This is a genomic window from Marinobacter sp. DY40_1A1 (assembly GCF_016597815.1).
Classification (GTDB): Bacteria; Pseudomonadota; Gammaproteobacteria; order Pseudomonadales; family Oleiphilaceae; genus Marinobacter; species Marinobacter xiaoshiensis.
On the sequence record NZ_VCHA01000001.1, the window covers coordinates 891,524 to 914,553 of the forward strand.

General features: G+C 52.7%; 18 protein-coding genes. 11 read left to right on the forward strand and 7 right to left on the reverse strand.

From position 1 onward, the window contains the following. Nucleotides 1–39: 39 nt before the first annotated feature. A complete protein-coding gene (gene edd, locus FFI61_RS04095; RefSeq protein ID WP_200369363.1) occupies nt 40–1,860 on the forward strand; it encodes a phosphogluconate dehydratase in 1,821 nt (606 codons plus the stop codon). 28 nt (nt 1,861–1,888) lie between these two features. Here the strand turns inward: edd and FFI61_RS04100 are convergent, their stop codons facing one another. Continuing rightward, nucleotides 1,889–2,632: a nitroreductase family protein gene (locus tag FFI61_RS04100; protein ID WP_200201007.1), complete on the reverse strand. Its 744-nt coding sequence runs from the start codon at nt 2,630–2,632 to the stop codon at nt 1,889–1,891. Between the two features lie 116 nt (nt 2,633–2,748). Between FFI61_RS04100 and FFI61_RS04105 the strand changes: the two genes are divergently transcribed. Then, a complete protein-coding gene (locus FFI61_RS04105) occupies nt 2,749–3,342 on the forward strand; it encodes a uracil-DNA glycosylase family protein (protein ID WP_200369364.1) in 594 nt (197 codons plus the stop codon). Here FFI61_RS04105 and glpD read toward each other — a convergent pair. Both glpD and FFI61_RS04115 read right to left on the reverse strand, forming a co-directional pair. Next, on the reverse strand, nt 3,337–4,827 hold the full coding sequence (glpD, locus tag FFI61_RS04110; RefSeq protein ID WP_200201005.1) for a glycerol-3-phosphate dehydrogenase: 1,491 nt from the start codon (nt 4,825–4,827) through the stop codon (nt 3,337–3,339). The genes FFI61_RS04105 and glpD overlap by 6 nt on opposite strands. Nucleotides 4,828–5,017: 190 nt before the next feature. After that, entirely contained in the window at nt 5,018–5,776 is a 759-nt protein-coding gene (locus FFI61_RS04115; protein ID WP_200201004.1) for a DeoR/GlpR family transcriptional regulator, read from the reverse strand. A 210-nt stretch (nt 5,777–5,986) separates the two neighbouring features. Here FFI61_RS04115 and glpK point away from each other — a divergent pair, with 210 nt between their 5' ends. Beyond that, nucleotides 5,987–7,459, forward strand: coding sequence for a glycerol kinase GlpK (glpK, locus tag FFI61_RS04120; RefSeq protein ID WP_200369365.1), 1,473 nt, complete (start codon nt 5,987–5,989; stop codon nt 7,457–7,459). A gap of 42 nt (nt 7,460–7,501) precedes the next feature. On the opposite strand, the gene FFI61_RS04125 is transcribed toward glpK, so the two are convergent. Then, nucleotides 7,502–9,403 carry a sigma-54-dependent Fis family transcriptional regulator gene (locus tag FFI61_RS04125; RefSeq protein WP_200369366.1) on the reverse strand — a complete coding sequence of 634 codons (1,902 nt, stop codon included), beginning with the start codon at nt 9,401–9,403 and terminating at the stop codon, nt 7,502–7,504. A 333-nt stretch (nt 9,404–9,736) separates the two neighbouring features. Between FFI61_RS04125 and FFI61_RS04130 the strand changes: the two genes are divergently transcribed. The 8 genes from FFI61_RS04130 (at nt 9,737) to FFI61_RS04165 (ending at nt 17,601) form a co-directional block, all read left to right on the forward strand. Beyond that, the gene (locus FFI61_RS04130) at nt 9,737–10,831 is read left to right on the forward strand and encodes an ABC transporter ATP-binding protein (protein ID WP_200201001.1); all 1,095 of its coding nucleotides are present in this window, start codon (nt 9,737–9,739) and stop codon (nt 10,829–10,831) included. Further along, the gene (locus FFI61_RS04135; protein ID WP_200369367.1) at nt 10,831–11,931 is read left to right on the forward strand and encodes an ABC transporter ATP-binding protein; all 1,101 of its coding nucleotides are present in this window, start codon (nt 10,831–10,833) and stop codon (nt 11,929–11,931) included. Before FFI61_RS04130 ends, FFI61_RS04135 begins: the two co-directional genes overlap by 1 nt. Then, nucleotides 11,931–12,797: a carbohydrate ABC transporter permease gene (locus FFI61_RS04140; protein WP_200200999.1), complete on the forward strand. Its 867-nt coding sequence runs from the start codon at nt 11,931–11,933 to the stop codon at nt 12,795–12,797. Before FFI61_RS04135 ends, FFI61_RS04140 begins: the two co-directional genes overlap by 1 nt. A gap of 10 nt (nt 12,798–12,807) precedes the next feature. After that, entirely contained in the window at nt 12,808–13,614 is an 807-nt protein-coding gene (locus tag FFI61_RS04145) for a carbohydrate ABC transporter permease (protein ID WP_200200998.1), read from the forward strand. Between the two features lie 11 nt (nt 13,615–13,625). Next, nucleotides 13,626–13,901 carry a DUF2160 domain-containing protein gene (locus FFI61_RS04150; RefSeq protein ID WP_200369368.1) on the forward strand — a complete coding sequence of 92 codons (276 nt, stop codon included), beginning with the start codon at nt 13,626–13,628 and terminating at the stop codon, nt 13,899–13,901. Between the two features lie 216 nt (nt 13,902–14,117). Further along, complete coding sequence (locus tag FFI61_RS04155; RefSeq protein ID WP_200369369.1) at nt 14,118–15,866, forward strand: extracellular solute-binding protein; 1,749 nt, start codon at nt 14,118–14,120, stop codon at nt 15,864–15,866. Between the two features lie 182 nt (nt 15,867–16,048). Next, nucleotides 16,049–16,579 carry a methylated-DNA--[protein]-cysteine S-methyltransferase gene (locus tag FFI61_RS04160; RefSeq protein WP_200369370.1) on the forward strand — a complete coding sequence of 177 codons (531 nt, stop codon included), beginning with the start codon at nt 16,049–16,051 and terminating at the stop codon, nt 16,577–16,579. Then, nucleotides 16,579–17,601, forward strand: coding sequence for an FAD:protein FMN transferase (locus tag FFI61_RS04165; protein WP_227714582.1), 1,023 nt, complete (start codon nt 16,579–16,581; stop codon nt 17,599–17,601). The genes FFI61_RS04160 and FFI61_RS04165 overlap by 1 nt, the downstream gene beginning before the upstream one ends. Nucleotides 17,602–17,661: 60 nt before the next feature. Here FFI61_RS04165 and FFI61_RS04170 read toward each other — a convergent pair whose 3' ends face one another. From FFI61_RS04170 to FFI61_RS04180, 3 genes are read right to left on the reverse strand one after another with little or no spacing between them, the layout of a single operon-like run. Next, nucleotides 17,662–19,200, reverse strand: coding sequence for a general secretion pathway protein GspF (locus tag FFI61_RS04170; RefSeq protein WP_200369371.1), 1,539 nt, complete (start codon nt 19,198–19,200; stop codon nt 17,662–17,664). Nucleotides 19,201–19,212: 12 nt separating this feature from the next. After that, nucleotides 19,213–21,726 (reverse strand): LamG domain-containing protein, encoded by a 2,514-nt coding sequence (locus tag FFI61_RS04175; RefSeq protein WP_200369372.1) that lies wholly within the window; start codon nt 21,724–21,726, stop codon nt 19,213–19,215. Between the two features lie 6 nt (nt 21,727–21,732). After that, nucleotides 21,733–22,965, reverse strand: coding sequence for a hypothetical protein (locus tag FFI61_RS04180; protein WP_227714583.1), 1,233 nt, complete (start codon nt 22,963–22,965; stop codon nt 21,733–21,735). Nucleotides 22,966–23,030 lie beyond the last annotated feature (65 nt).

Below are 23,030 nucleotides of genomic sequence, written 5' to 3' on the forward strand. Positions count from 1 at the left end.
GAGTGTAGTTGCATAACTGGCAGATATTGGAGCTTCAAAATGCATCCGACGGTTCAAAAAGTTACCCAGCGAATTATCGACCGCAGCCGCGCCTCTCGAGAGGATTACCTTGGCCGGATGAATGAGCTTAAAGCACAGTCGCCGCATCGGGGCGCGCTCTCCTGCAGTAATCTTGCCCATGGCTTTGCTGCTTGTGGCCAAAGCGATAAAGACACGTTGAAGCTAATGAACAAAGCCAATGTGGCCATGGTTTCTGCTTATAACGACATGCTTTCAGCGCATCAGCCATACGCGGGTTTTCCTGATGTTATTCGTGAGGCGGCCCACGGCATGGGGTCTGTGGCCCAGTTTGCGGGTGGCACACCCGCCATGTGCGATGGCGTTACTCAAGGCCAGCCCGGTATGGAGCTCAGCCTGTTCTCTCGGGACACTATCGCCATGAGCACAGCGGTAGCTCTGAGCCACAACATGTTCGATGCCACATTATTACTGGGTGTTTGCGACAAAATTGTTCCCGGACTAATGATCGGGGCGCTCAGTTTTGGGTGCCTGCCCACCATCCTTGTTCCAGCCGGCCCTATGCCTTCTGGCCTTCCGAATAAAGAAAAACAGCGTATCCGGCAACTGTATGCCGAGGGAAAGATTGGCAAAGAGGAGTTGCTCGAGGCAGAGAGCAAGTCCTACCACAGTCCAGGCACCTGCACCTTTTATGGCACGGCCAACAGCAACCAGTTACTGGTTGAGGTTATGGGGCTGCATTTACCCGGGGCGGCCTTTGTTCACCCGAACACGCCGTTGCGGGATCAGCTGACCCGTGCCGCAACCGAGCAAGTGATCCGTCTATCCAGGCCCCAGGGGGGAGAGCTTGGCTTGGGTGATATGGTTGATGAGAAAAGTATTGTGAATGCGCTGGTTGCGCTTCTGGTAACGGGAGGCTCCACCAACCATACGCTGCATTGGGTGGCGATTGCCCGCGCTGCCGGCATTATTATCGACTGGGATGATTACGCCGATCTTTCCTCCGCAGTGCCATCCATGACTCGCATCTACCCCAATGGCGAAGAAGATGTGAATACCTTCCACGAAGCAGGTGGCACACCATTCCTGATTCGGGAACTGCTTGATAACGGGCTCTTGCATAACGATGTGGAGACGGTTGTAGGGCGAGGGCTGGAACGCTATACCCAAATGCCAACATTGGAATCTGGCAAGTTGGTCTGGCAGCCATTTATTGGAAAAAGCCTGCGTCCGGACGTGCTAAGCACTGCATCTGAGCCTTTTGCGCCAGACGGTGGGCTCAAGGTGTTGCACGGCAACCTGGGGCGGGGCGTGATCAAGGTTTCTGCGGTTGCGGCAGAACACCACAGAGTCGAAGCGCCCGCTGTGGTGTTCAATGATCAGAATGAATTGAAAGCGGCGTTCGATGCGGGCGAACTGGATAAAGATTGCGTTGTTGTCGTGCGCTTTCAGGGCCCAAGATCCAATGGCATGCCGGAACTGCACAAGCTGACGCCGTATCTCGGCGTGTTACAGGATAGAGGGTTCAAGGTTGCCTTGGTTACGGACGGCCGAATGTCTGGAGCGTCAGGCAAGGTTCCTGCTGCAATTCACGTATACCCGGAAGCTCTCGAAGGTGGGGCGCTTGCCCGGGTTAAAGATGGTGACACCATATGCCTGGATGCTGATAAGGGCACCCTGGAAATCCTTTTGGAGGAAAGGGCGTTCGCAAGCCGGGAACCGGTAAAACCTGACTTGTCAGCGTATCAGAAGGGCTTTGGTCGCGAGTTGTTTGGCTGGATGCGGCGTGCGGTCAGCACGCCGGAAGAAGGTGCCAGTGTGTTCGGAGATCAGCTGCCATAAGGGTGTAAGGAGGCTGATCCCCCATTGCTCACAGGTAGTGAATCAAGGTGTCTTGATCGAACCTGTACTGTTGGTTGTAGACGCCGTTCTCAGCTCGGCGTCCTGCGGCCAACACCATGGTGACCAGCCCTTTGCGGGGCAGTTTTAGCAATTTGCGCACGCGGCACTCGTCAAATCCTTCCATGGGGCAAGAGTCGTAACCGTGTGCACGAAGTGCGAGCATCAGGTTCTGGGCCGCCAAAGCTGTGGATTTGGTTGCCCATACTTTCATTTCGTTCACTGAGTAGGGGCCACGGGGAACAGGGCGGGTCAGCCCTACAGCCAGTCCCAGGGACTTCTTGGCCACTCCCAGGACACCAAATGGCCCTTGGTTGTAATGAATAGGTGCGATTTTTTTGTAGTACTTTTCAACAATACCAGGCAGCTTTTCATCTTTTGGCCATTCTTCCAGCGCGAGGCGAGCGTGCTTTCTCCAGGTGTCTGGGCGCGCAACAATTGCAATCAATACGGGGGCGGTGGTCGCAGCATTCTGTCCCAGGCAGGCTTCAGCAAGTTTGCTTCGTAACTCGGGTGTTCTGACAACAAAAAACTCCCAAGGCTGCAGATTGCTGGAGTTTGGTGCCAGTGTGGCCAGCTCCAGGCAGTCCTCAAGTACCGCATCGGGGATGGGTTCATCTGTGAAGCGCCGGATAGAGCGGCGGCTACGAACGACCTTGCGAAACTCCTCAATATCAATTTCTGGTAGGGGTAGGGGGCTTGCTTTTGCGTTCATTATTAATACCTGGTGGTGTTGCGGCGAGCGATTCAGGCTGCTTGCCGCCTTGGATTTTGAGCTCTATGGTTACGGGAAATCGATTCTTATGCAATCGCCGGAGTGATTTGGAATCTATGATGGATAAACTTGCCCACCTGTCTTTTGAAGAGCTGGTGCAACAGGTGCGCGCCTGCAATCTGTGCGCAGACTTCTTGCCGCTGGGGCCGCGGCCAGTTGTGCAGTTGTCTCCGGAGTCCAGAATTCTTGTGGTGGGGCAGGCACCTGGAAGGCGTGTTCACGAAACAGGCGTGCCGTTCAACGATCCAAGCGGTGACCGGTTGCGGCAATGGATGGGGATTACGCGGGAAGATTTTTACGATGACCGAAAGCTGGCCATTTTGCCCATGGGGTTCTGTTACCCTGGAACCGGGAAATCCGGTGATCTGCCGCCAAGGCCGGAATGCGCACCAGCATGGCGTAGCGCATTGCTTGAGCGTTTGCCCAGCATCGCGCTGACGTTGGTGATAGGGCAGTACGCCCATGCCTGGCATTTAACCGGTGCAAAGAAATCTGTTACAGAAAACGTCCGGAACTGGCAGCATTTCTGGCCAGAAGTGCTGCCGATGCCTCATCCAAGCCCGCGCAATAACCTCTGGTTGCGCCGGAATCCCTGGTTTGAATCTGAGGTGATTCCGGAGCTTCAGGAACGGATATCCCAACTTCTATAAGTTTTTCTCAAGGTACGCATCAAGCACTTCAACCTCACTAATTGACGCATAGAGCCCCTGTTTGGTTCTGCGCCAAAGGATGTCCTCTGAAGTCATTGCCCACTCGTGTTTTACAAGGTGCTGAACCTCTTTCTCATACAGGTTGCCGGTAAAGAGTTGGCCTAGCTCCTCCATAGAGGTGCATCCCTGCAGGAGTTCGCGGGAAGCTGTGCCGTAAGTTCTCACATAACGGCTAATAATGTCGTCAGCCAACCAGGGGAAATTCTGCTTGAGTTCTGCTGCAAGGCTATCCTTGGTGGCAAAATCACCGCCAGGCAAAACTGCGGTTTTCGTCCAGCGGCCACCGGCTTCCGGAAAGAAATGACAAAGCTTGTTGGTTGCGACCTCGGCAAGCTTTCGGTAGGTGGTTATTTTGCCGCCGAAAACTGAAATCAAAGGCGCCTTGCCTTTTGCCTGGTCAATCTCAAACGAGTAGTCGCGGGAGGCCTTTTGGGCATTTTCTTCTTCACCGTCCATAAGTGGCCGGACACCGGAGTAAGACCAGACCACATCTGAGGGTTCCAGCTGCCTGACAAAGTGCGCATTTACAATCTTCAGCAGGTAGTCTGTCTCTTCCGGAGAAATTTTGGCATCTTTGGGGTCGCCTTCGTATTCAACATCCGTGGTGCCCACCAGAGAGAATTGATCTTCGTATGGGATCACAAACACGATGCGCTCATCTTCGTTCTGGAGAATGTAGGCTTCCTGATCCTGGTTGAGCTTGGGCACAACAATATGGCTGCCTTTAACCATTCGTATTGCTTTGGGCGCTGGCATGGAGAGAGTTTCTCCAAACAGCTTGCTTACCCAGGGGCCTGACGCGTTAACAATAACCCTGGCTGAAACGGTTTTCTCTTCTTCGCTGACCATATCGCGTAGGGTAACGGTCCAGTTTTTGTCTCCACGCACTGCATTCACGCACTTGGTTCGGGTGAGAATGGTTGCACCCGACTCCTGTGCCTTTTTCGCAGTAAGAATGACCAATCTTGCGTCATCAACCCAACCGTCGGAGTACTCAAACCCTTTGGTGATGTCTGGCTTTAATGGCCCTGACTTATCAAAGCGGATTGAACGTGACCCGGGCAGCATTTCACGTTTGGCCAGGTGGTCATAAAGGAACAAGCCTGTACGTATCATCCAGGCTGGTCTCAAGTGAGGGCGATGGGGAAGCCGAAAGCGCATTGGCCACATGATATGGGGCGAGTTCTTGAGCAGTGACTCGCGCTCAGCCAGGGCTTTTTGTACGAGCCGGAACTCATAGTGCTCCAGATAACGAAGCCCGCCGTGAATGAGCTTGCTGCTGTTCGAGGAGGTTGCAGATGCCAGGTCGTTCATTTCACAGAGCAGCACCTTGAGGTTGCGGCCAGCCGCGTCCATCGCTATTCCTGTGCCATTAACGCCGCCGCCAACCACGACAACATCGTACTGTTCATGCCCCATAGTCATTGCTAGTCATCTCCTGATGCTAAGGGAAAAGGCGCCATTTTGAGGTGCTGAAAGCGAACTTTTCTGAAGCGAAAAAGGTTATTTAAGTAGTATGCGAAAGACTTATGTTTTCGTAAAGGAAAATATAGAAAATAAACGAAGATTCTGATGGGTGTTAAAGTGAAGCTGACGACTCAATGCCTGGCGCTAATCAAACAATGTGGAGTTTGATGCTGTTCTCTTTCAGAATCCGGGAGATTTCGGCAGGTGGTTTTTGGTCGGTAAATACATGATCTGCCTGGGATATATTGCCAAGCCTTACCATTGCATTTCGGCCAAACTTGGAATGGTCGGCGGCGAGTAGAACCTGATTGGAATTGGCGATAATAGCCTGCGCCACCCGAACTTCGCGGTAGTCAAAATCAAGCAGGGAGCCATCGTTGTGGATACCGCTGATTCCGATGATGCCGAAGTCCATTTTGAATTGATTGATAAAGTCGCGGGTTGCCTCGCCAACAATGCCGCCATCTCGACTTCTGACCTCTCCGCCGGCAATGATCACATGAAAATCCTCTTTGGCAGAGAGGATGGAGGCAACGTGAAGATTATTGGTTACAACCTGCAGGTTGTTCTTCTGGAGCAGGGCTTTGGCGATGGTCTCAGTGGTGGTACCAATATTGATGAACATTGAGGAATTGTCGGGGATCATTGCAACCATGGCTTCGGCAATGCGTTCCTTGGCTTCCAGATCCATGATTTTTCGAGCATGGTAGGAGGTGTTCATTGTGCTGGAATCGATTCCGGCCCCACCATGATGCCGGCGTAGCTTGTTCTCTTTGGCGAGTTCGTTCAGATCCCGGCGGATGGTTTGGGGGGTTACCTTGAATTGGTCTACCAGCTGCTCGGTGGTTACAAAGCCGTTCTGTTGGATCAGCTCAATAATCAGATCCTGTCGCCGCCGCTGTGCCATTCAAAAAGCCTCCACCCTGCCGTTGTTCTTATGCGAAATAATGAGCAATTATAAATTCATGTAGAGTAAAGTTTAGTCCTTTTGAGCGTTTTATACAGTATTTAGAGCCACTTATCTGTTCGTTGGCAGATGATGTTCGCGAAATCTCTTGGCAATCATATTCAAAAAAGTAAACATACGAACAAATAAGAAAGCGAGGACGAAATAGCGATGAGCCAGTACCTGCTATCCATTGATCAGGGCACCACCAGTTCCCGGGCCATACTGTTTGATTTGAAGGGCAACATACACGCCGTACGCCAGCGGGAATTCACTCAGTATTTTCCAGACAGTGGGTGGGTTGAACACGATCCAGAGGATATCTGGTCAACTGTCACTCAGACCTGCAACGAGGTTATGGCGGAGGAGTGCGGAGTTGATGACGAGGTTGTTGCGGTAGGTATTACCAATCAGCGGGAAACCACCATTGTTTGGGACAGGAAAACAGGCAAACCGGTTTACAACGCGATTGTGTGGCAGGACCGCCGAACTGCTTCCTATTGTAAGTCCCTCAAGAGCGCGAGCCGAGAACCCGCAGTCCACAGTAAAACCGGCCTGTTGATCGATCCCTATTTTTCTGCAACCAAAATTCGCTGGATTCTTGATAATGTTCCTGGTGCCCGTGAACGTGCAGAGCGGGGGGAGCTGGCTTTTGGAACGATCGACACGTTTCTTTTGTGGCGTCTGACTGGCGGGCGAGTACACAAAACCGACGCCACTAACGCAAGCCGAACCCTGCTGTTCAACATCCACACCCAACAGTGGGACCCGGAGTTGCTTGAGCTGTTCAACATTCCTGAATCCCTGCTGCCCGAGGTGCTGGATTCCGCTGACGACTTTGGTGAGATCACAGAGTGTGAAGCCCTCAATGGGGTGTCGGTGCTTGGTGTGGCGGGCGACCAGCAGGCAGCCCTGTTCGGCCAAACCTGTTTCGATGTAGGAATGGCAAAAAGCACCTATGGCACCGGGTGTTTCCTCATGCTCAATACTGGTGACAAGGCATTGAAATCTGAGCACCGGCTGTTAACAACAGTAGCCTACCGCTTGAATGGCAAGCCTACCTACGCCATGGAGGGCAGCATTTTTGTGGCAGGCGCAGCGATTCAGTGGTTGCGCGATGGCCTGCAATTGATCGAGAACGCCTGCGACACAGAGCCATTGGCAAAGGATACGCCAGTAGATCATGGTGTTTATCTTGTGCCTGCCTTTACCGGGCTTGGGGCGCCTTATTGGGACCCAAATGCCCGGGGGGCGATTTTTGGTTTGACCAGAGATACGGGCATAAAAGAAATCGTGACCGCAGGGCTGCAATCTGTGTGCTACCAAACCAAAGACTTGCAGAAGGCCATGGAAAAAGACGGCATGCGCCCGATTACTCTGCGGGTTGATGGCGGCATGGTGGCGAATAATTGGGTGCTTCAGTTCCTTGCAGACATTCTGGGCGCGAGGGTCGATAGACCATCCGTTATAGAAACAACAGCTTTGGGTGTGGCGTATTTGGCAGGGCTCAAGGCAGGTGTTTATGAATCACTCGATGAGCTTTCGGATCTTTGGCGGTGTGACCGCAGCTTTGAGCCCATCATGACAAAACAAAAACGCGATGAGCTGTATGAAGGATGGATTCATGCCGTTCAGAAACTCTAACCAGATCCATTGAGATCAGCAGACATAGCCGGGAGTAGGGGGTTAACGAACCCCCAACTCCCGTAGTCGTTTGTAGAGTGTGTTCCGACTGATCGAAAGCTCTCTGGCAGCGCTGGACACGTTACCTTTACACCTGTGATAAACCTGCAGTATGTAGGCATGGCTATTACGCTCATCGCCCTCCCGCCGGTTTGGAATTATAGCTGGCTCAGGCTTGAAGCCGTTTGAGTGCTCGGAATCTGAAACTTCGTCTGGGGGTGTTATGCCGCCGTACTCAGCGAGAAAATCTGCAGGCAAGTGCCAAATTTGCACGTCCTCGCTATCAGCCAAGGCGATAGCTACTTTCAAAACGTTTACCAGCTGACGGATGTTGCCTGGCCAGCGGTGGTTTTCCAGCGTTGACAATAATTGAGGCGCTAAATATTCGCTTTGGCCCGAGTCCCGATGTTGCTGATAGATATGCTGAATCAGGCTTCGTATATCTTTGCGATGCCTCAACGCCGGCAATTCTACAGACAGGCCGTTGATCCGATAATAAAGGTCAGCCCGGAACTGCCCGGATTCTATGCTGGATAGCGGGGAGCGATTGGTTGCTGTGATCAGCCAAATATCAACCATAATGCTCTCTGTTGCGCCCACCGGCGTAACCACCCGTTCCTGTAATACCCTAAGCAGTCTTGATTGGGCGGAAACCGGCATTTCGCCAATCTCATCGAGAAACAAAATGCCTTTGTGAGCATTGCGGATCAAGCCAAGGGAGCCTTTAGCCCGTGCGCCTGTAAATGCTCCTGGCTCGTAACCAAACAGCTCTGACTCCACAAGTTCTGGCGGTATAGCTGCGCAGTTGACGGCAACCAGCGGTTGATCTTTTCGGTTCGAAGCCTTGTGCAACGCATTCACCAGCACTTCTTTTCCTACACCTGTCTCACCCGTTATCAGAACCGGAACGCCCCGCTCCAGGACTTTCAAACTTTGCTCGGCACATCGGCGTACGGAGGCGTCACCGTATTCGAGGTTGGAAAAGCTTGCCTGCTTATCAGGGAAAGTGGAGTGCTGCACACCTGCTAACGTCTCAGCAGGCGCTGTTCGGATTGTTGAGGGCCGTTTTACAAGGGCGCTGAGCCGGACCTTACTTTTGGTTTTCAGCTGTAATGGAGCTTGTTCCGGGTGGCCAAGAATGCCACTGCGATCGGTAGTGAACAGTTCATCAAGCATGACATTCTTTGTTTGAGTGCCCAGTAGTTGGTCGGCTCGCCGATTGCTGGCGACAACCTGGCCTGAATCATTGCATACGAGGATCCCAGACCAGGGACTATCAAAGTTATCGGCGGTCGTATTGAGTATGATTTGAAAGAAGTCAGCCTCAAACTGGCGATTGAGCAGCCGGTTTTCAACGGATTGAGCAAGCAGACGAACCATACCGAGAGTGTGATCCTGTGGCAGGTAGGCATCACTGAACACGCTCAGCACACCAGCAAGCTCTTTTTTTGAATCGAATATGGGAGCAGCTGAAGCTATGAGGCTTCTGTGTACCTTCAGGAAATGTTCGCTCCTTTGTACCTGTACCGCCCGCCCGGTTGCTATGGCCGTTCCTATGGCATTGGTGCCGCACAGTTGTTCCTGCCAGTTGGCGCCTTGCTGAAACCAGGGCTTTAACCGGGATTCAGTGGTGCGCTGGTCTCCCCAGCGTTTCAGTATCCTGCCTTTCTGGTCCGCCAGAAGAATCAGGCAGCGACTGCTGGAAAGTACGTTCCGGTAATAGGGAAGCACCTCAGCCTCTGAGCTGGCGATGAGTTCACCATACTGGCACGTTAAATCTTGCAGCTGCTCGCTGCTGAGTGTTGGCTGAATTGGTTCGCCTTCGTGGTCGAGGCCAATGGCAATACAGCGCTGCCAGGAATCAGAAATGTCCGTTCGATTTGACGTGTATGTGCTCTTCTTCATCAGACTACATCCCTGTGTTCGCTTTCTTGTTTTTGGAGATGCCTTGGGAAGCATGTGTTCAGTTGATGTGCGAGAACTGTTCAATAATCTGTTTAACAGTTGTTCACGTCAATGCTTTTTTTGAACAAATTGTTTCCAAGCGAACATTGCTGTTTTCGAATGGGAAACCAGGGTGTTTTTGAGCTTTATATATAAAAACAATAACTTGGAGTTATATTCTGGGCGGATAGGTAAAAACTGGTATGCGATTTGCGTTCATGCTCGCAAACATTAAGTTTCCGGGTGTTCGTTTTATATCCGGTCGCGCTTTAATAAGAATAACAAGGAAAGCTTATGTCCTTAACGCTGGAGAACCTCTCCCGCACGGTCGACGGTGTCGATTACGTTCGGGATGCCAACCTCACTTTTGAGGCGGGATCTTTCAATGTTCTGCTTGGCCGGACACTAGCCGGTAAAACCTCAATGATGCGCCTGATGGCCGGCCTTGATAAGCCGACGAAGGGGCGTGTGCTCTACAAGGGGGAAGATGTTACCGGGCAGAGTGTGCAGCGCCGGAACATTTCGATGATCTACCAACAGTTCATCAATTACCCCACGCTCACCGTTTACGAAAACATCGCATCACCGCTACGCCTTGCCAAAATGTCAGGGTCCGAAATTGATCGCCGGGTGAAAGAAACCGCGTCAATGCTGCGGATCGAACCTCTGCTTAAACGTTACCCTCTTGAACTTTCCGGCGGCCAGCAACAGCGCACGGCCATGGCGCGAGCACTGGTAAAAGATGCAACGCTGGTGCTGTTCGATGAACCCCTGGTGAACCTTGATTACAAGCTGAGGGAAGAGCTTCGTGCAGAGCTGCGGGATTTGTTTCGAGAGCGTCAATGCATTGCAGTTTACGCAACCACGGAAGCCAATGAGGCTTTGGCGTTGGGTGGCACCACAACTCTGTTGCATGAGGGTGGCGTTGTTCAGAGCGGGCCTGTTATGGATGTTTATCGTTCACCCGTTAACACCCTCGCGGCACAGTTGTTCAGTGAGCCGCCCATGAACATCATCCGTGGCCGTGTAAGCGATACCGAAGTGACCTTCGATGAGTATTCACACCACGCATTAACTCAGGAGTTGGCAAGGTTGGCCCCGGGCGACTATTGGTTCGGGATTCGGCCCAGCCACATAGCGCTGGTGCCTGCCAATGATGATGACCTTGAGATGTCTATGGAGGTTGCTCTCAGCGAGATCAGTGGCTCTGAAACCTTCATGCATGTTGAGAACAGCCATTTCGAGATGGTGTTGCAGTTGATGGGTGTTCATCAATATCACACTGGCGCGCCGCTCAAGGTGTACTTGCCAGTGAACAAACTGTTTGTATTCGACAGTAATGAGCAGCTGGTGCACACACCAACACGGGTTTCAGGAGGTGCAAACTGATGGCTGAAATTCAACTGAAATCTTTGGCGCACAGTTACAGCGCAAACCCATCGGGCCCCGGTGATTACGCTATCCGACAGCTGGATCATGTGTGGCACAAGGGCGGAGCTTACGCGCTGCTTGGGCCATCGGGTTGTGGCAAAAGCACCATGCTGAACATTATCTCCGGGTTGGTTCAGCCCTCTGAAGGGGAGGTGCTGTTTGATGGCAAGCGGGTGAACGAGCTTTCACCCCGAGACAGAAATATCGCCCAGGTGTTTCAGTTCCCTGTGGTCTACGACTCGATGACTGTATTCGAGAATCTGGCGTTTCCCCTCAAGAACAACAAGGTGCCTGCTGCAAAGATCAAAACCCGCGTGCAGGAAATTGCAGAGGTTCTTGAAATTGAGGACAAACTGCACAAGAAGGCGAAGAACCTGACGGCTGATGAAAAACAGAAGGTTTCCATGGGCCGTGGTTTGGTGAGGGAAGATGTCTCCGCCATTTTGTTTGATGAACCTTTGACGGTTATCGATCCTCAGCTCAAGTGGAAGTTGCGTAGAAAGCTCAAGCAGATTCACGAGCAGTTCGATATCACCATGGTGTACGTCACCCACGATCAGCTTGAGGCATCTACCTTCGCCGACAGAATTGCCGTGATGTTCGACGGGCAGGTGGTGCAATTCGGCACACCCACGGAGCTGTTCGAAGCACCCAACCACACGTTTGTCGGCTACTTCATCGGTAGCCCAGGCATGAATATTCTGGAGGTTGAAAGATGCCAGGGGGGCGTTCGGTTTGATTCAACTGAACTGCGCCTCGAACCCTGGCAGTCAGAGATTCTCGGGGGCATGAAATCCGACAACCTGAAGATTGGTATCCGGCCCGAGTTTATCGAAATCTCCCCGGTAATGTCCGATGACACCTACGCCGCTGAAGTGCGAGATGTGGAGGATCTTGGTACCTACAAGATTGTGACGGTGAAACTCGGCGAACAGCAGATGAAAGTGCGCCAGAGTGAAGAGTTTGATGCCGGCATTGGTAGCCAGGTAAATCTCCTGTTCCCGGGGCAGTGGCTAATGCTTTATGTGGATGAATTCCTGGTACAGGAGCAACAGTGATGGACAAGATCCCGGATAACAGAGCCTGGTGGCTCGTCCTGCCGGTTTTCCTGCTCGTAGCCTTTTCGGCACTCGTACCACTTATGACGGTGGTGAACTATTCCGTTCAGGATATTTTTGGCCCGGGCCAAGCCTACTACGTTGGCACGGAGTGGTTTAAAGAAGTTCTGACGGATCAACGATTGCAGGATTCATTAATCCGACAGTTTGCCTTCTCCGGCGCGGTATTGTTGATTCAGATTCCGTTGGGTATTGGTGTTGCGCTTATGATGCCCAAGTCTGGAATCAAGGGGTCACTTTGTCTCATTCTGGTTGCTATTCCGCTACTTATTCCCTGGAACGTTGTAGGGACTATCTGGCAAATATTTGCCCGGGGCGATATCGGATTATTTGGCTGGGCGGTGAACCAGGCCGGCATCGATTACAACTACACGGGGGATACGGTAGATGCCTGGCTGACCGTCCTTCTTATGGATGTTTGGCACTGGACACCTCTGGTTGCTCTGTTGTGCTACTCAGGATTGAGGGCTATTCCCGAGGCCTTTTACCAAGCCGCTGAAATTGATCGTGCTTCCAAGTGGGCAGTGTTTCGTTATATCCAGCTCCCGCGCCTCAAGAGCGTATTGATCATTGCTGTGCTGTTGCGGTTTATGGACAGCTTCATGATCTATATCGAACCCTTTGTGCTCACTGGCGGTGGCCCGGGAAGCTCGACGACCTTCCTTAGCCAGACCCTTACAACCATGGCAATAGGGCAGTTTGATCTCGGGCGTGCAGCGGCATTCTCGTTGATCTACTTCCTGATCGTATTGCTGATTTCCTGGTTATTCTTCACAGCCATTACTCACGCCGATAAAGAAAAATAAGGAGAGTGTGATGAGGCAAACAGGCTATAAAAACATCGGGATCACCATATATATCCTGCTCCTTCTTACGCCGGTTTACTGGCTGCTGAACATGTCGTTCAAAACCAACCGTGAAATTCTGGGGGGGCTCACGTTATGGCCGCAGAATTTCACGTTTGATAACTATGCGGTGATCTTTACAGACCCCAGCTGGTATAACGGCTACCTCAACTCAATGGCGTATGTGTCTATCAACGTGGTGATTACCTTGTTGGTTGCTTTGCCTGCGGCCTACGCCTTCAGCCGGTACAAGTTTCTGGGGGATAAGCATCTGTTCTTCTGGTTGCTCAGCAACCGGATGGCGCCGCCGGCGGTTTTCCTGCTGCCATTCTTTCAGCTGTATTCATCTATCGGGCTTTTCGATACCCACATTGCCGTTGCCTTGGCCCACTGTTTATTCAACGTGCCCTTGGCGGTTTGGATTCTTGAGGGGTTCATGAAGGGTGTTCCTCGTGAATACGATGAGATGGCTTATATCGATGGCTACAGCTTTCCGAAGTTCTTCATAAAGGTGTTTTTGCCGATGATTCGCTCAGGCATCGGTGTAACGGCCTTCTTTGCCTTCATGTTCTCGTGGGTTGAGTTGCTTCTGGCCAGAACACTGACCTCTGTGGATGCTCAGCCAATTGGCGCAATCATGACTCGTACGATAGGGGCGAGTGGTATTGATTGGGGTGTGCTGGCCGCGGCTGGCGTTCTAACAATAATCCCAGGCTTGCTGGTTATCTGGTTCGTTCGTAACCATGTGGCTAAAGGCTTCGCTCTCGGGCGCGTTTAAGGAGAAAGCAAATGATTGCCTGGATGAATTGGACCCCTACGGTCATCGTGTTTTTTGCAGTTATTGCAATGATTCTTGCGGTAATGACCGTTTACGAAATCGTATCTCCCTGCATAGAGCGCAAAGGCTTTTTACCAATAGAGACAACGCGCGGAGACCGGTTATTTATTGGTTTGCTTTCCGCAGCCTACATACACCTCACCTTCCTTGCGGTTAGTGACATCACTTTGTGGGTTGCGTTGGCTGTGTCTGTTGTCTGGCTTCTGGTTTTGCTGCGATGGGGCTAGGAAGGCGACCGAACAGGGGGCAATAAACGCACCCCGAATAAACGTGCTCAAATGTTGTAAAGGATTCGAAACCGAACTATTTTTTCACCAGGAACGAAAGTGATGAGTGTTTGGTTTTCGAAAAGGCAAGGCTAGAGGTAACAAGCGCTGTAACAAGCCAAAACCGGAGCGAAGGCTTTCTTCGCCCCATTCATAATAAAGATGACGAGGTTGGGTATGTTTAAAAACAATAAATATCCTAAGACCCTACTGCTTGGCGCTGCAATTGGTGCTGTCAGTTTGGGCCTGAGCCTGCAGGCCAGTGCTGATCAGTACTCGGATGCGGCTGAAAAGTGGGTAAACGACTCGTTCAAACGGTCTACCCTTACCAAAGAACAGCAGATGGAAGAGATGGCTTGGTTCACCAAAGCTGCGGAGCCTTTCCGTGGCATGGAAATCAATGTTGTTTCAGAAACCATTGCAACACATGAATACGAATCCAGCGTGCTGGCCAAGGCCTTCACCGACATTACCGGCATCAAGCTTACCCATACCCTGATTCAGGAAGGGGATGTTATCGAGAAGCTGCAAACCCAGATGCAGTCGGGGCGCAACATCTATGATGGCTACGTGAATGACTCTGACTTGATTGGTACTCACGTCAGGTACGGTAAGGTTGTAGCGGTTGAAGATATTATGAAGGGTGAAGGCAAGGACCTAACCCTGCCAACGCTGGATCTTGATGATTTCATCGGCCTTGATTTCACCACCGGCCCTGATGGCAAACTTTACCAACTGCCAACTCAGCAGTTTGCAAACCTGTATTGGTTTCGCGCTGACTGGTTTGAGCGTGCAGATCTGAAAAAGCAGTTCAAGGAACTCTACGGCTATGACTTGGGTGTTCCTGTTAACTGGTCGGCCTACGAAGACATTGCAGAGTTCTTCTCGGTTCACGTTAAAGAGATAGACGGCAAAAAAGTATACGGCCACATGGACTACGGCAAGAAGGACCCCTCCCTGGGATGGCGCTTCACCGATGCGTGGTTCTCCATGGCGGGTGCTGGCGACAAAGGCCTGCCTAACGGTTTACCTGTAGATGAATGGGGCGTTCGGGTAGAGGATTGCCACCCTGTTGGTTCTGATGTTTCCCGCGGTGGTGCTACAAACAGCCCTGCTGCAGTTTACGCGACTGAGAAGTATGTGGAATGGATGGGCAAGTATGCGCCGCCAGAGGCTACGGGGATGACCTTCTCCGAATCTGGCCCCGTACCTGCACAAGGCAATGTAGCCCAGCAGATTTTCTGGTACACAGCTTTTACTGCCAGCATGATCGAAGAGGGTCTGCCAGTTGTAAACGAGGAAGGTTTACCCAAGTGGCGCATGGCACCTTCACCACGTGGCCCATACTGGGAAGAGGGCATGAAACTGGGCTATCAGGACGTTGGTTCCTGGACGTTCCTGAACTCGACACCTGAAAAACGTCGCTTGGCGGCATGGCTTTACGCACAGTTCACCGTGTCGAAAACGGTGTCCCTTGAAAAGCTTGTGGCAGGTCTGACCCCGATTCGCGATTCCGATATTAACTCGGACGTGATGACGGAAATGGCACCTAAGCTGGGCGGCCTGGTTGAATTCTACCGCAGCCCTGCACGTGTTCAGTGGACGCCTACCGGCACCAACATTCCCGACTACCCGAAGATGGCTCAGCTGTGGTGGCAGTATGTTGCACAGGCAGCCAGTGGCGAAGCCACAGCGCAGGAAGCGCTTGATGGTTTGGCAAAGGCTCAGGATCGGGTTATGGAGCGGCTACAGAGAGCCAATGTTCTGACCACCTGCGCTCCAAAGCTGAACGAGCCGCGTGATCCGCAGTACTGGTTCGATCAGCCTGGCGCACCCAAGCCCAAACTGGCGAATGAAAAAGTGCAGGGTCAAACTGTACCTTATGATGAGCTGATTAAAACCTGGGAAGATGCTCGCAAGAGCTGAGCCCGGTAGTAGGTTGTAGTAACTTGCCGGGCACTGTCATTCAGGCGGTGCCCGGCAAGCTGTTTTATCCCTTCTCTTATAAAAAATTGCACGATTGCCTTCTCACTGACATGATCCCTAATACGCTTGCTTGAACTCACGAGTACCGCAATACCGGATGAGCCCATGCTGAGGAGTTTTTCATGACGGCCAAGAACGCCCAGGACGAAACCATCCAATGGCAAACCGGCCACTGTTACCTCGGCGAGGTTCTGGTTGCATGCACGCCTCGTGGCGTATGTGCTGTTTTGCTGGGAGACACAGCTGACGAATTGGTTGAAGACCTGGCTCAACGTTTCCCCCGTGCCGAACTCATCCATGCAAACGATTTTCGGGCCCCCTGGTTTACCGAGGTAATGAACTACCTGATCGACAGCCGAAAACCACTCTCTGTAGAGCTTGATGTTCGAGGCACGGATTTTCAATGTAGAGTCTGGCAGGCACTGCAACAGATTCCTTCTGGGTGCTCGTCCAGCTATGGCGATATCGCCCAGCAATTAGGTCTGCCCAGCGCCTCGAGAGCTGTCGCAGGTGCCTGTGCAGCCAACCCGCTGGCGGTGGTTGTTCCATGCCATCGAGTTTTACGTGGTGATGGCAGCCTTTCTGGATATCGCTGGGGTGTTAAGCGCAAACAAGCCGTATTGAGCCACGAACAGGGACTGTCTGATCGGTGATGCCTAAAAACTGTTTCAATCCCTTCAATATCCTTGAATTTATCGGTTTGAATCCTTCTTTATTTCTTCTTTTTGTATTTCTGGTGCCTTCGGTGGCTCAGGCAAAGTGGTTCCGTTACACAGATACGGCTATGACGACACCGGTGGAGCTTGAGTTTTGGGCTGATGAGAAAAGCGTTGCTGATGCAATCGCGAAAGATGTTCTGGCGGTGTTCCACCAAGTAGACAGGGACATGAGCCGGTACCGGGAGGACTCCGAACTCTCTGGCCTTAACCTTAAAGCAGCGGATGACCCAGTGCAGGTAAGCACCGGCCTGTTTGAGGTTTTGAAGAAAGCGGAAGAAGTAGCTGTTCTTAGCGGTGGTGCTTTTGATATCAGCTTTGGGTCTGTCGGTTACTTGTACGACTACCGGGAGCGCAAGCAGCCAAGCGAGGAGGCACTTCAGGCCAGGCTTGGCCATATTAATCATCAGGACATTGTTCTGGATGATAAGGCGCAAACAGTCTTCTTTCGCCAGAAAGGCTTGTTGATCGATTTGGGAGGTATTGCCAAAGGTTACGCAGTGGATCTTGGTATAGAGCATCTGAAATCAGCCGGCGTGCGCCATGCACGGCTCAGTGCGGGTGGTGATTTGCGCTTGCTAGGCGATAAGCGCGGCCGGCCTTGGCTTGTGGGTGTTCGTGACCCCCGCTCAGAAAATCGCAATGTGGTGGTGTTGCCGCTTGCCGATCTCGCTATTTCCACATCCGGTGATTACGAACGCTTTTTTATTGATGATCAGGGCGAGCGTGTGCACCACATACTTTCCCCCGGTACAGGGAAATCCGTGCGAGGTGTGCAGAGCGTTACCATTATTGGTGACGATGCGCTGACAACCGATGGCTTGTCTACGGCTGTATTTGTGCTGGGCCCGAAAAAGGGTCTGGAGATGATTGAGAAGTTGCCGGGTATTGATGCGATCATCATTGATGATCAGAGAATGATGCACTTTACGGAGGGGTTGGCACCCCCGGAATCGTGAAGGGGATGCCGGGGCTGATTATTCAGAGCACAATCATCGAATTCAGATTGTGCGCGCCGGTCAGGTTATAGGCTCCAGCGCAATTAGCCGGTCCTGACTCGCTGGGTTGCCCAAACCATGACCCTCAAACCTTGAGGCAAAATCTCCTTGTTCTCCGTGCAATGCCATGTAATTCAGCAACACAGTCTGCACCAGTTGGTTTACGTTGTTTGCAGCGGGGCTGGAAGCTGTTTCCACAGATGCATCGCCCCGCATGAAGCCAATCTGGTTGCGAATCGGGGTAGGGCGGCCGTTAGGATTGTAAACCAGGAAGAATGACGCCGCGGTCTGCTGGTTATCGCCTGTCCACACGCCTTTGCCCCTGCCATCTTCTGAGTCGTCCAGGGTGCCATTGCTGGACACTGAGCCATCACTGAATACATACAGCATCAACGGTTTGTTCATTCTAGCCGCGTATTCCAGGCAGGCGCCCATGCAGCGGCCAGCCAGTAAGTCCCGGCGTTCTCCAGTTGCGCGCTCGCCAGTGTGGTAGTCATAGCCACCCATGGTGATGGTGCCAGCGCCGGCATAGCCGTTTACCGCTAACTTCATTACGGATGCTGTTTTCTGGAACTCCCGGTTAGCCCTGAATTCCTCCTCAGTGAAAATTCCAGTAGCCCCGACAATGTGCTCATCTATGGCGGGGTCAAGAATTGCCGGGTCGCCATAGGTGTCGACCACATCGGCGCTCTTGGCATAGCCGCACCGCACCAGCTTACGAATATCATTTTCGGCATCTGTGCCGAGGCCGGTGCTCACGCGGTTCATTTTAGCGTCACTGATACGCTGAACGGCTTCCATCACAGAAACCGCATCCGCCTGATTCAGTATGGAGGTCAGGTCGCCCACATCCACCAATCCAATTGCATCGGATGGGCGGTCGATTTTTGTAGGCCGAACTTTCGGATCAATGAGGTTCATAGGCGCCATGGAGTTGCCCCCTGATTCCGTGCTTTGCGAACCGATCAGGGAGAGCAGGGAGCCGTTGGCGCCGGCTTTATAGATACCGTACATGGGGTTGTGCGGGTTGTTGCCGGTGTCGTTTTCCGAGCGGGCAGCAATGATCGCGCCGTTGATCTGTGCGCGGGTCATCATGCTTGTACTTTGCTGGATACCCCGCAAAAAACCGCTGTCTGAGTGGAACGCCAGCCCGAGTTCTGTGTTCACAAACGCCGGATCGTTCGGAAGCATGTCACCTGGTACACCCAGTTTGCTGTATCCCGCCGTGCTAAGAAAATCCATCTGCCCACCAGATTTGCCCATCAGCACATTGGAGCCCGCAATGCTGGCACCGCCGGCCAAATCAAAACAAATAAACGGGATTTTTCCTGCACCTGCGATACCGATGCCACATTCTGCTTTTATTTGTTCAGACAACTCGGCAGCTACCGTTCGGGGGTTAGCGAACAGGCCGAGCATTGAAGTGCCAACAACCGTTGCAGTGCCGGCCCTGAAACCTTGAGCAATGAATTCCCTGCGAGTCCGTGGTCGCCCGTGGTCGTTATGGAAGAGAGGCTCGCCATTGGCCAGAGGCCGTTTAAGGGGTTTGCGTATAAACATGAGCGTAGTCCTCTACTGAACCAGGGTGGTGGCGCTGCCAAGAACAGCGGCACAACTTGCTTTAACGATGGTTTCGGTGCGGTCAGCCGGGCAAGTGTCGCCACCACACAGGGCGAGCTGGTCTATCAGACCGCCCACTTCAGTTTGAATGGTCGCTGTGCTGGGCTGGGAGCCCAGATTGTCACCCACAAACCGGGCTAACAGAGGCCCGGTAATCAGGCTTTCGCCGCCATGCTCAAAGGCTGTTGCGGCTGGTGCCGAGAAATCAAAGCCCGGGAAAAAGTCCTGCCTTCTTTGAACATCGGATACCAGCACATCACAGTACTGAATCGCCACCTGGGTAATGGCCATCTGGTGGGATGAAAGAAAGCCCTCAATATTCTCCACCGTGGGCAATTGCTGTTTCACGGTTTTGAAGGTATCCGCAACCGCTGGAGTGGTGCTTGGGATATCTGTCATGCGAGCCATGGACTCATTAATTTCATCAAAAGTCTTCATCCCGATGTCGGATGGGCGTTCCAGGATTGTTGGTGCAACGGTTCCGGTTAACGGCGGTTCGGTGCGTGAGAAGGTGCTGCTGCCAAGACGGTCAAATGTTAGGAAGAACTCGTCACTATCCGGGCCGTTTTCCAGTGCGATGATAGTGCCTAGCCGAGATAAGGGCTGGCCTTTGCCTGGCTCATAGGCGTTGCTGTCCAGAGTCACTTTAAGGTTGGCCCAAGCCTGGCCGACAGTGGCTTCTTTGCCGTTGATACCCAGGCGCATACCCTCAAGCGCAATACCGGATGGCTCAGCCGTTTCATCAAGGCTGATAAAGAACGGCTCGGTGAAGCGATAGCTGTAGTTATCGAATACGCTTACATCGAAAACGATAAAGCTTTCAGGTACATCGATAAGGTGGGAAACACCAAACAGCAGATAGAACTTCTGGCCTACACCCACATCGTAGTTTGTTTTGACCTGTTCTGATGTTAGTGCCCGGTTATGGAAGGCGACCATGCGAATGACACCTTGCCATGGAGAACGGCCATCCGTCTCGTTCCCAAGAACGAGCGCAAAGCTGTCGTCCCAATCGGAAAACAGGCCAGGGTCGTCCGGGTCGAGATCGCCGGAGTGCTCGCCGTTGACATAGATCTGCCGCCCAGTGCCAGGGCTATAGTTCACGACAACGTGCTGAAGAGTGGCCTGCAGGAGTTGGTCACCATCTTGAGTAGCGAACGGAGTGTTTTCATCGCTGGTGGTGCTGCGATGGAGCACTTCGTACCGTTGCAGGGTCTGGCTCAGTGTTACGTTCCGGGCAGTGGAGGAGCCAGAGTAGGTAATGATTCTTGCATCCTCCTGGGTAATGTTCCCCGGCGCGACCCAGGCTTCGATGGCATATTCACCGGACCCTGTCAGCAAGCTATGCAGTTTGCTGCTGCTGGCGGTCGAACCTTGCGCTTTGCCGGCGGGTATTGCAGGGGCACTTTCCGGCTTGACTTCGGGGCCTATATTGATTCCCCAGCCCAGTACCCAGTCAACGTTGCCGCTGAGAGTAAGATCGAGCGGTGTGGAGACGCCGCTGGTGTCGTAGGCGATCTGACCCTGGCCAGATTGGAATTCATACAGCGCAACAATATTGTCCTCAAAGCGCCCGCCAGAATTGGCGAGAAGGCCGTCTGAATCCAGTACCAGTGCCCTGCTGGCTACCAGAGCAGGATCGACCGGCTCGGGTGATAATGGCTCTGCGAACTGTTCAATAGCCATCTGCATCATGCCAGCAGACCAGTCGCAATCTGTCTCACCTCCATTTGCCCAGCAGTTGTGGAAATCTCTTCTCAGGCGGACTACAAAACGGGAATTTTCCGGCGAGTTCAGGTCTATCCTGCTTTGGGATTGTTGGTAGGCGATATCTACATTATCGCTGGCAACGTAAGGTGTTTGGCCACCGTCGCCATGGCATTCGGCGCAGTAGGTTCTCAATACTGGATAAACGGTGCTTCCGAAGGCGCTGCTGCCTTCCGGGAAAGCGATGGTTGAGCCAGGCGATTTGAGCACCGGCGCTTGAAGCTCCACCGTTTTCACAGAGCCCTCAGCTCCATCAGCCCACTTCGAAATATAGGTGGTCAGAATATTCCCGCAGACGACGTCACTGCCTGTCCAGCAGTTATGGCCACCGGCTACTTTGGTCACCATTCTGGATTGGGAGGGTGCAGTGAGATCTACAATGGTTCTAGCTTGGGCGTAGGCGCTGTTGATGTTGTTCTGGTCAACAAATGTGGGCGACTGGCCGCCTGCACCGTGGCAGGAGCCACAGCGATTGTCCTGCACAAGGTTGTCCCAGACATTCAGTTTAAAACTCTGTATATCAGCGGTAGCCGGTGCGGGGCCGCTGTAGCTAATGCTATTTGATCCAGAAGATGTATTTGGCAGCGCCTCTGTGGACTCGCCACCACAGGCGCTGAGGAAGAGGGTGAACACTATCAGTAGTGCAATAGGTGCTGCGGAGCGGAGTTGGTTTGATCCGGGGAGCGTTAGTGTTTTCATCAGGCGTTACTCCCCCGCACAGTAAACAGCAGATTCGGCAAACACCTGCTTCAGATTGAAGTTATGGGACCTGAAACTCGACACCATCGTCTCGACCTGAGTATGGTCTTCGCTGGTGGAGGGCGGTCTGAGGCACACGTTCGTGAATACTTTCTTTACCTGGCATTCTGCGAAGGCGCCGGAACGGGCCCACTCTTCACCAAGACTTTTTGCACCGTGACCCGAACCGGGCAAGCTCCCATCCCAATCTAGCCGCCGGTTGGTGCCCTGGCGCCAGTAGTTATCCCATTTGTCGTCCGGCGTGACATACCCCGGGGCAAAGGTGGTGGAGTTGATGAGGTACTTGCCCTGCACCCGTGACTGAGTCTCCGGGTCATTAACGGTGTTGTAAACGAGTCTTCCAAGCATTCCATCAGGATCACTGTCCGGGTTGTATTCGTAATCGTAGTAGGCAAAAGCCTGGGTCATCGGGTCCATCCCCGTATGGCAGCCCACGCAGTTGTTCAGGAACACACGGCTATCGCCACCCGGGCTTCGTGAAACGTCCTGGCGAATTCTGTCCGGCGGAAGGTTTACGTCGGCTACCTGTTCCAGATCCCGGCACATGTGGTTGATCAGGGTAAATCGGAACATGGCGCGATTAGTACCAGCGCTGAAGAAGGCTCTGGCCGCTGCGCGGGAGGTTATTACGCCGGCGGTGGCATCGGTGGGCAGGCCCGTGACGGATGACTGGCTCAGGCCCCGGAAGTTTTGTTTGTCGGAAAGGTCGTGGCCAAGTTTCTCGATCATCTCATAGTGATCGTTGTTTGAGTTGGAATAGGTTGGTACATCGTTCCAGGTGCCAACGTACAAGATGTCGTCGTACAGAACCCTGCGAAAATCTGCATCATCTCGCACCAGACCGATCACTGTAGCGGTGTAATCGTTCAAGGGAACAAACGGCGTCATCGCCTCATTGGTCCAGGGAGCCGCAAAGTTTTTCAACGTTACATTATAAAACGCCCGATCTTCCATTGCGGTAAAGGCAGCGTTGAGCGCTCTGTTGGCCTCAATCTCCCGCGTCATATCATCAAGCCTGGAGGCAGACGGAGGTACGCCCGCAATCCTGTCATGAATGCGCTTGGCCTGTTCCCGCGGTCCGGCGCTGGCTGTGCAAGTAAATGTGGCGGTAAGCAAAATCAGCAGTGACATACTGCATGCCTTGAATGCGCTGGCGTGCATTCGCTCGTTGGCTTTCATGTCGCTGTCCTCGGTGGTCTTGGCTGGGGCACAATAGGCCAATTTGACAATTGTTAATAGTTTAT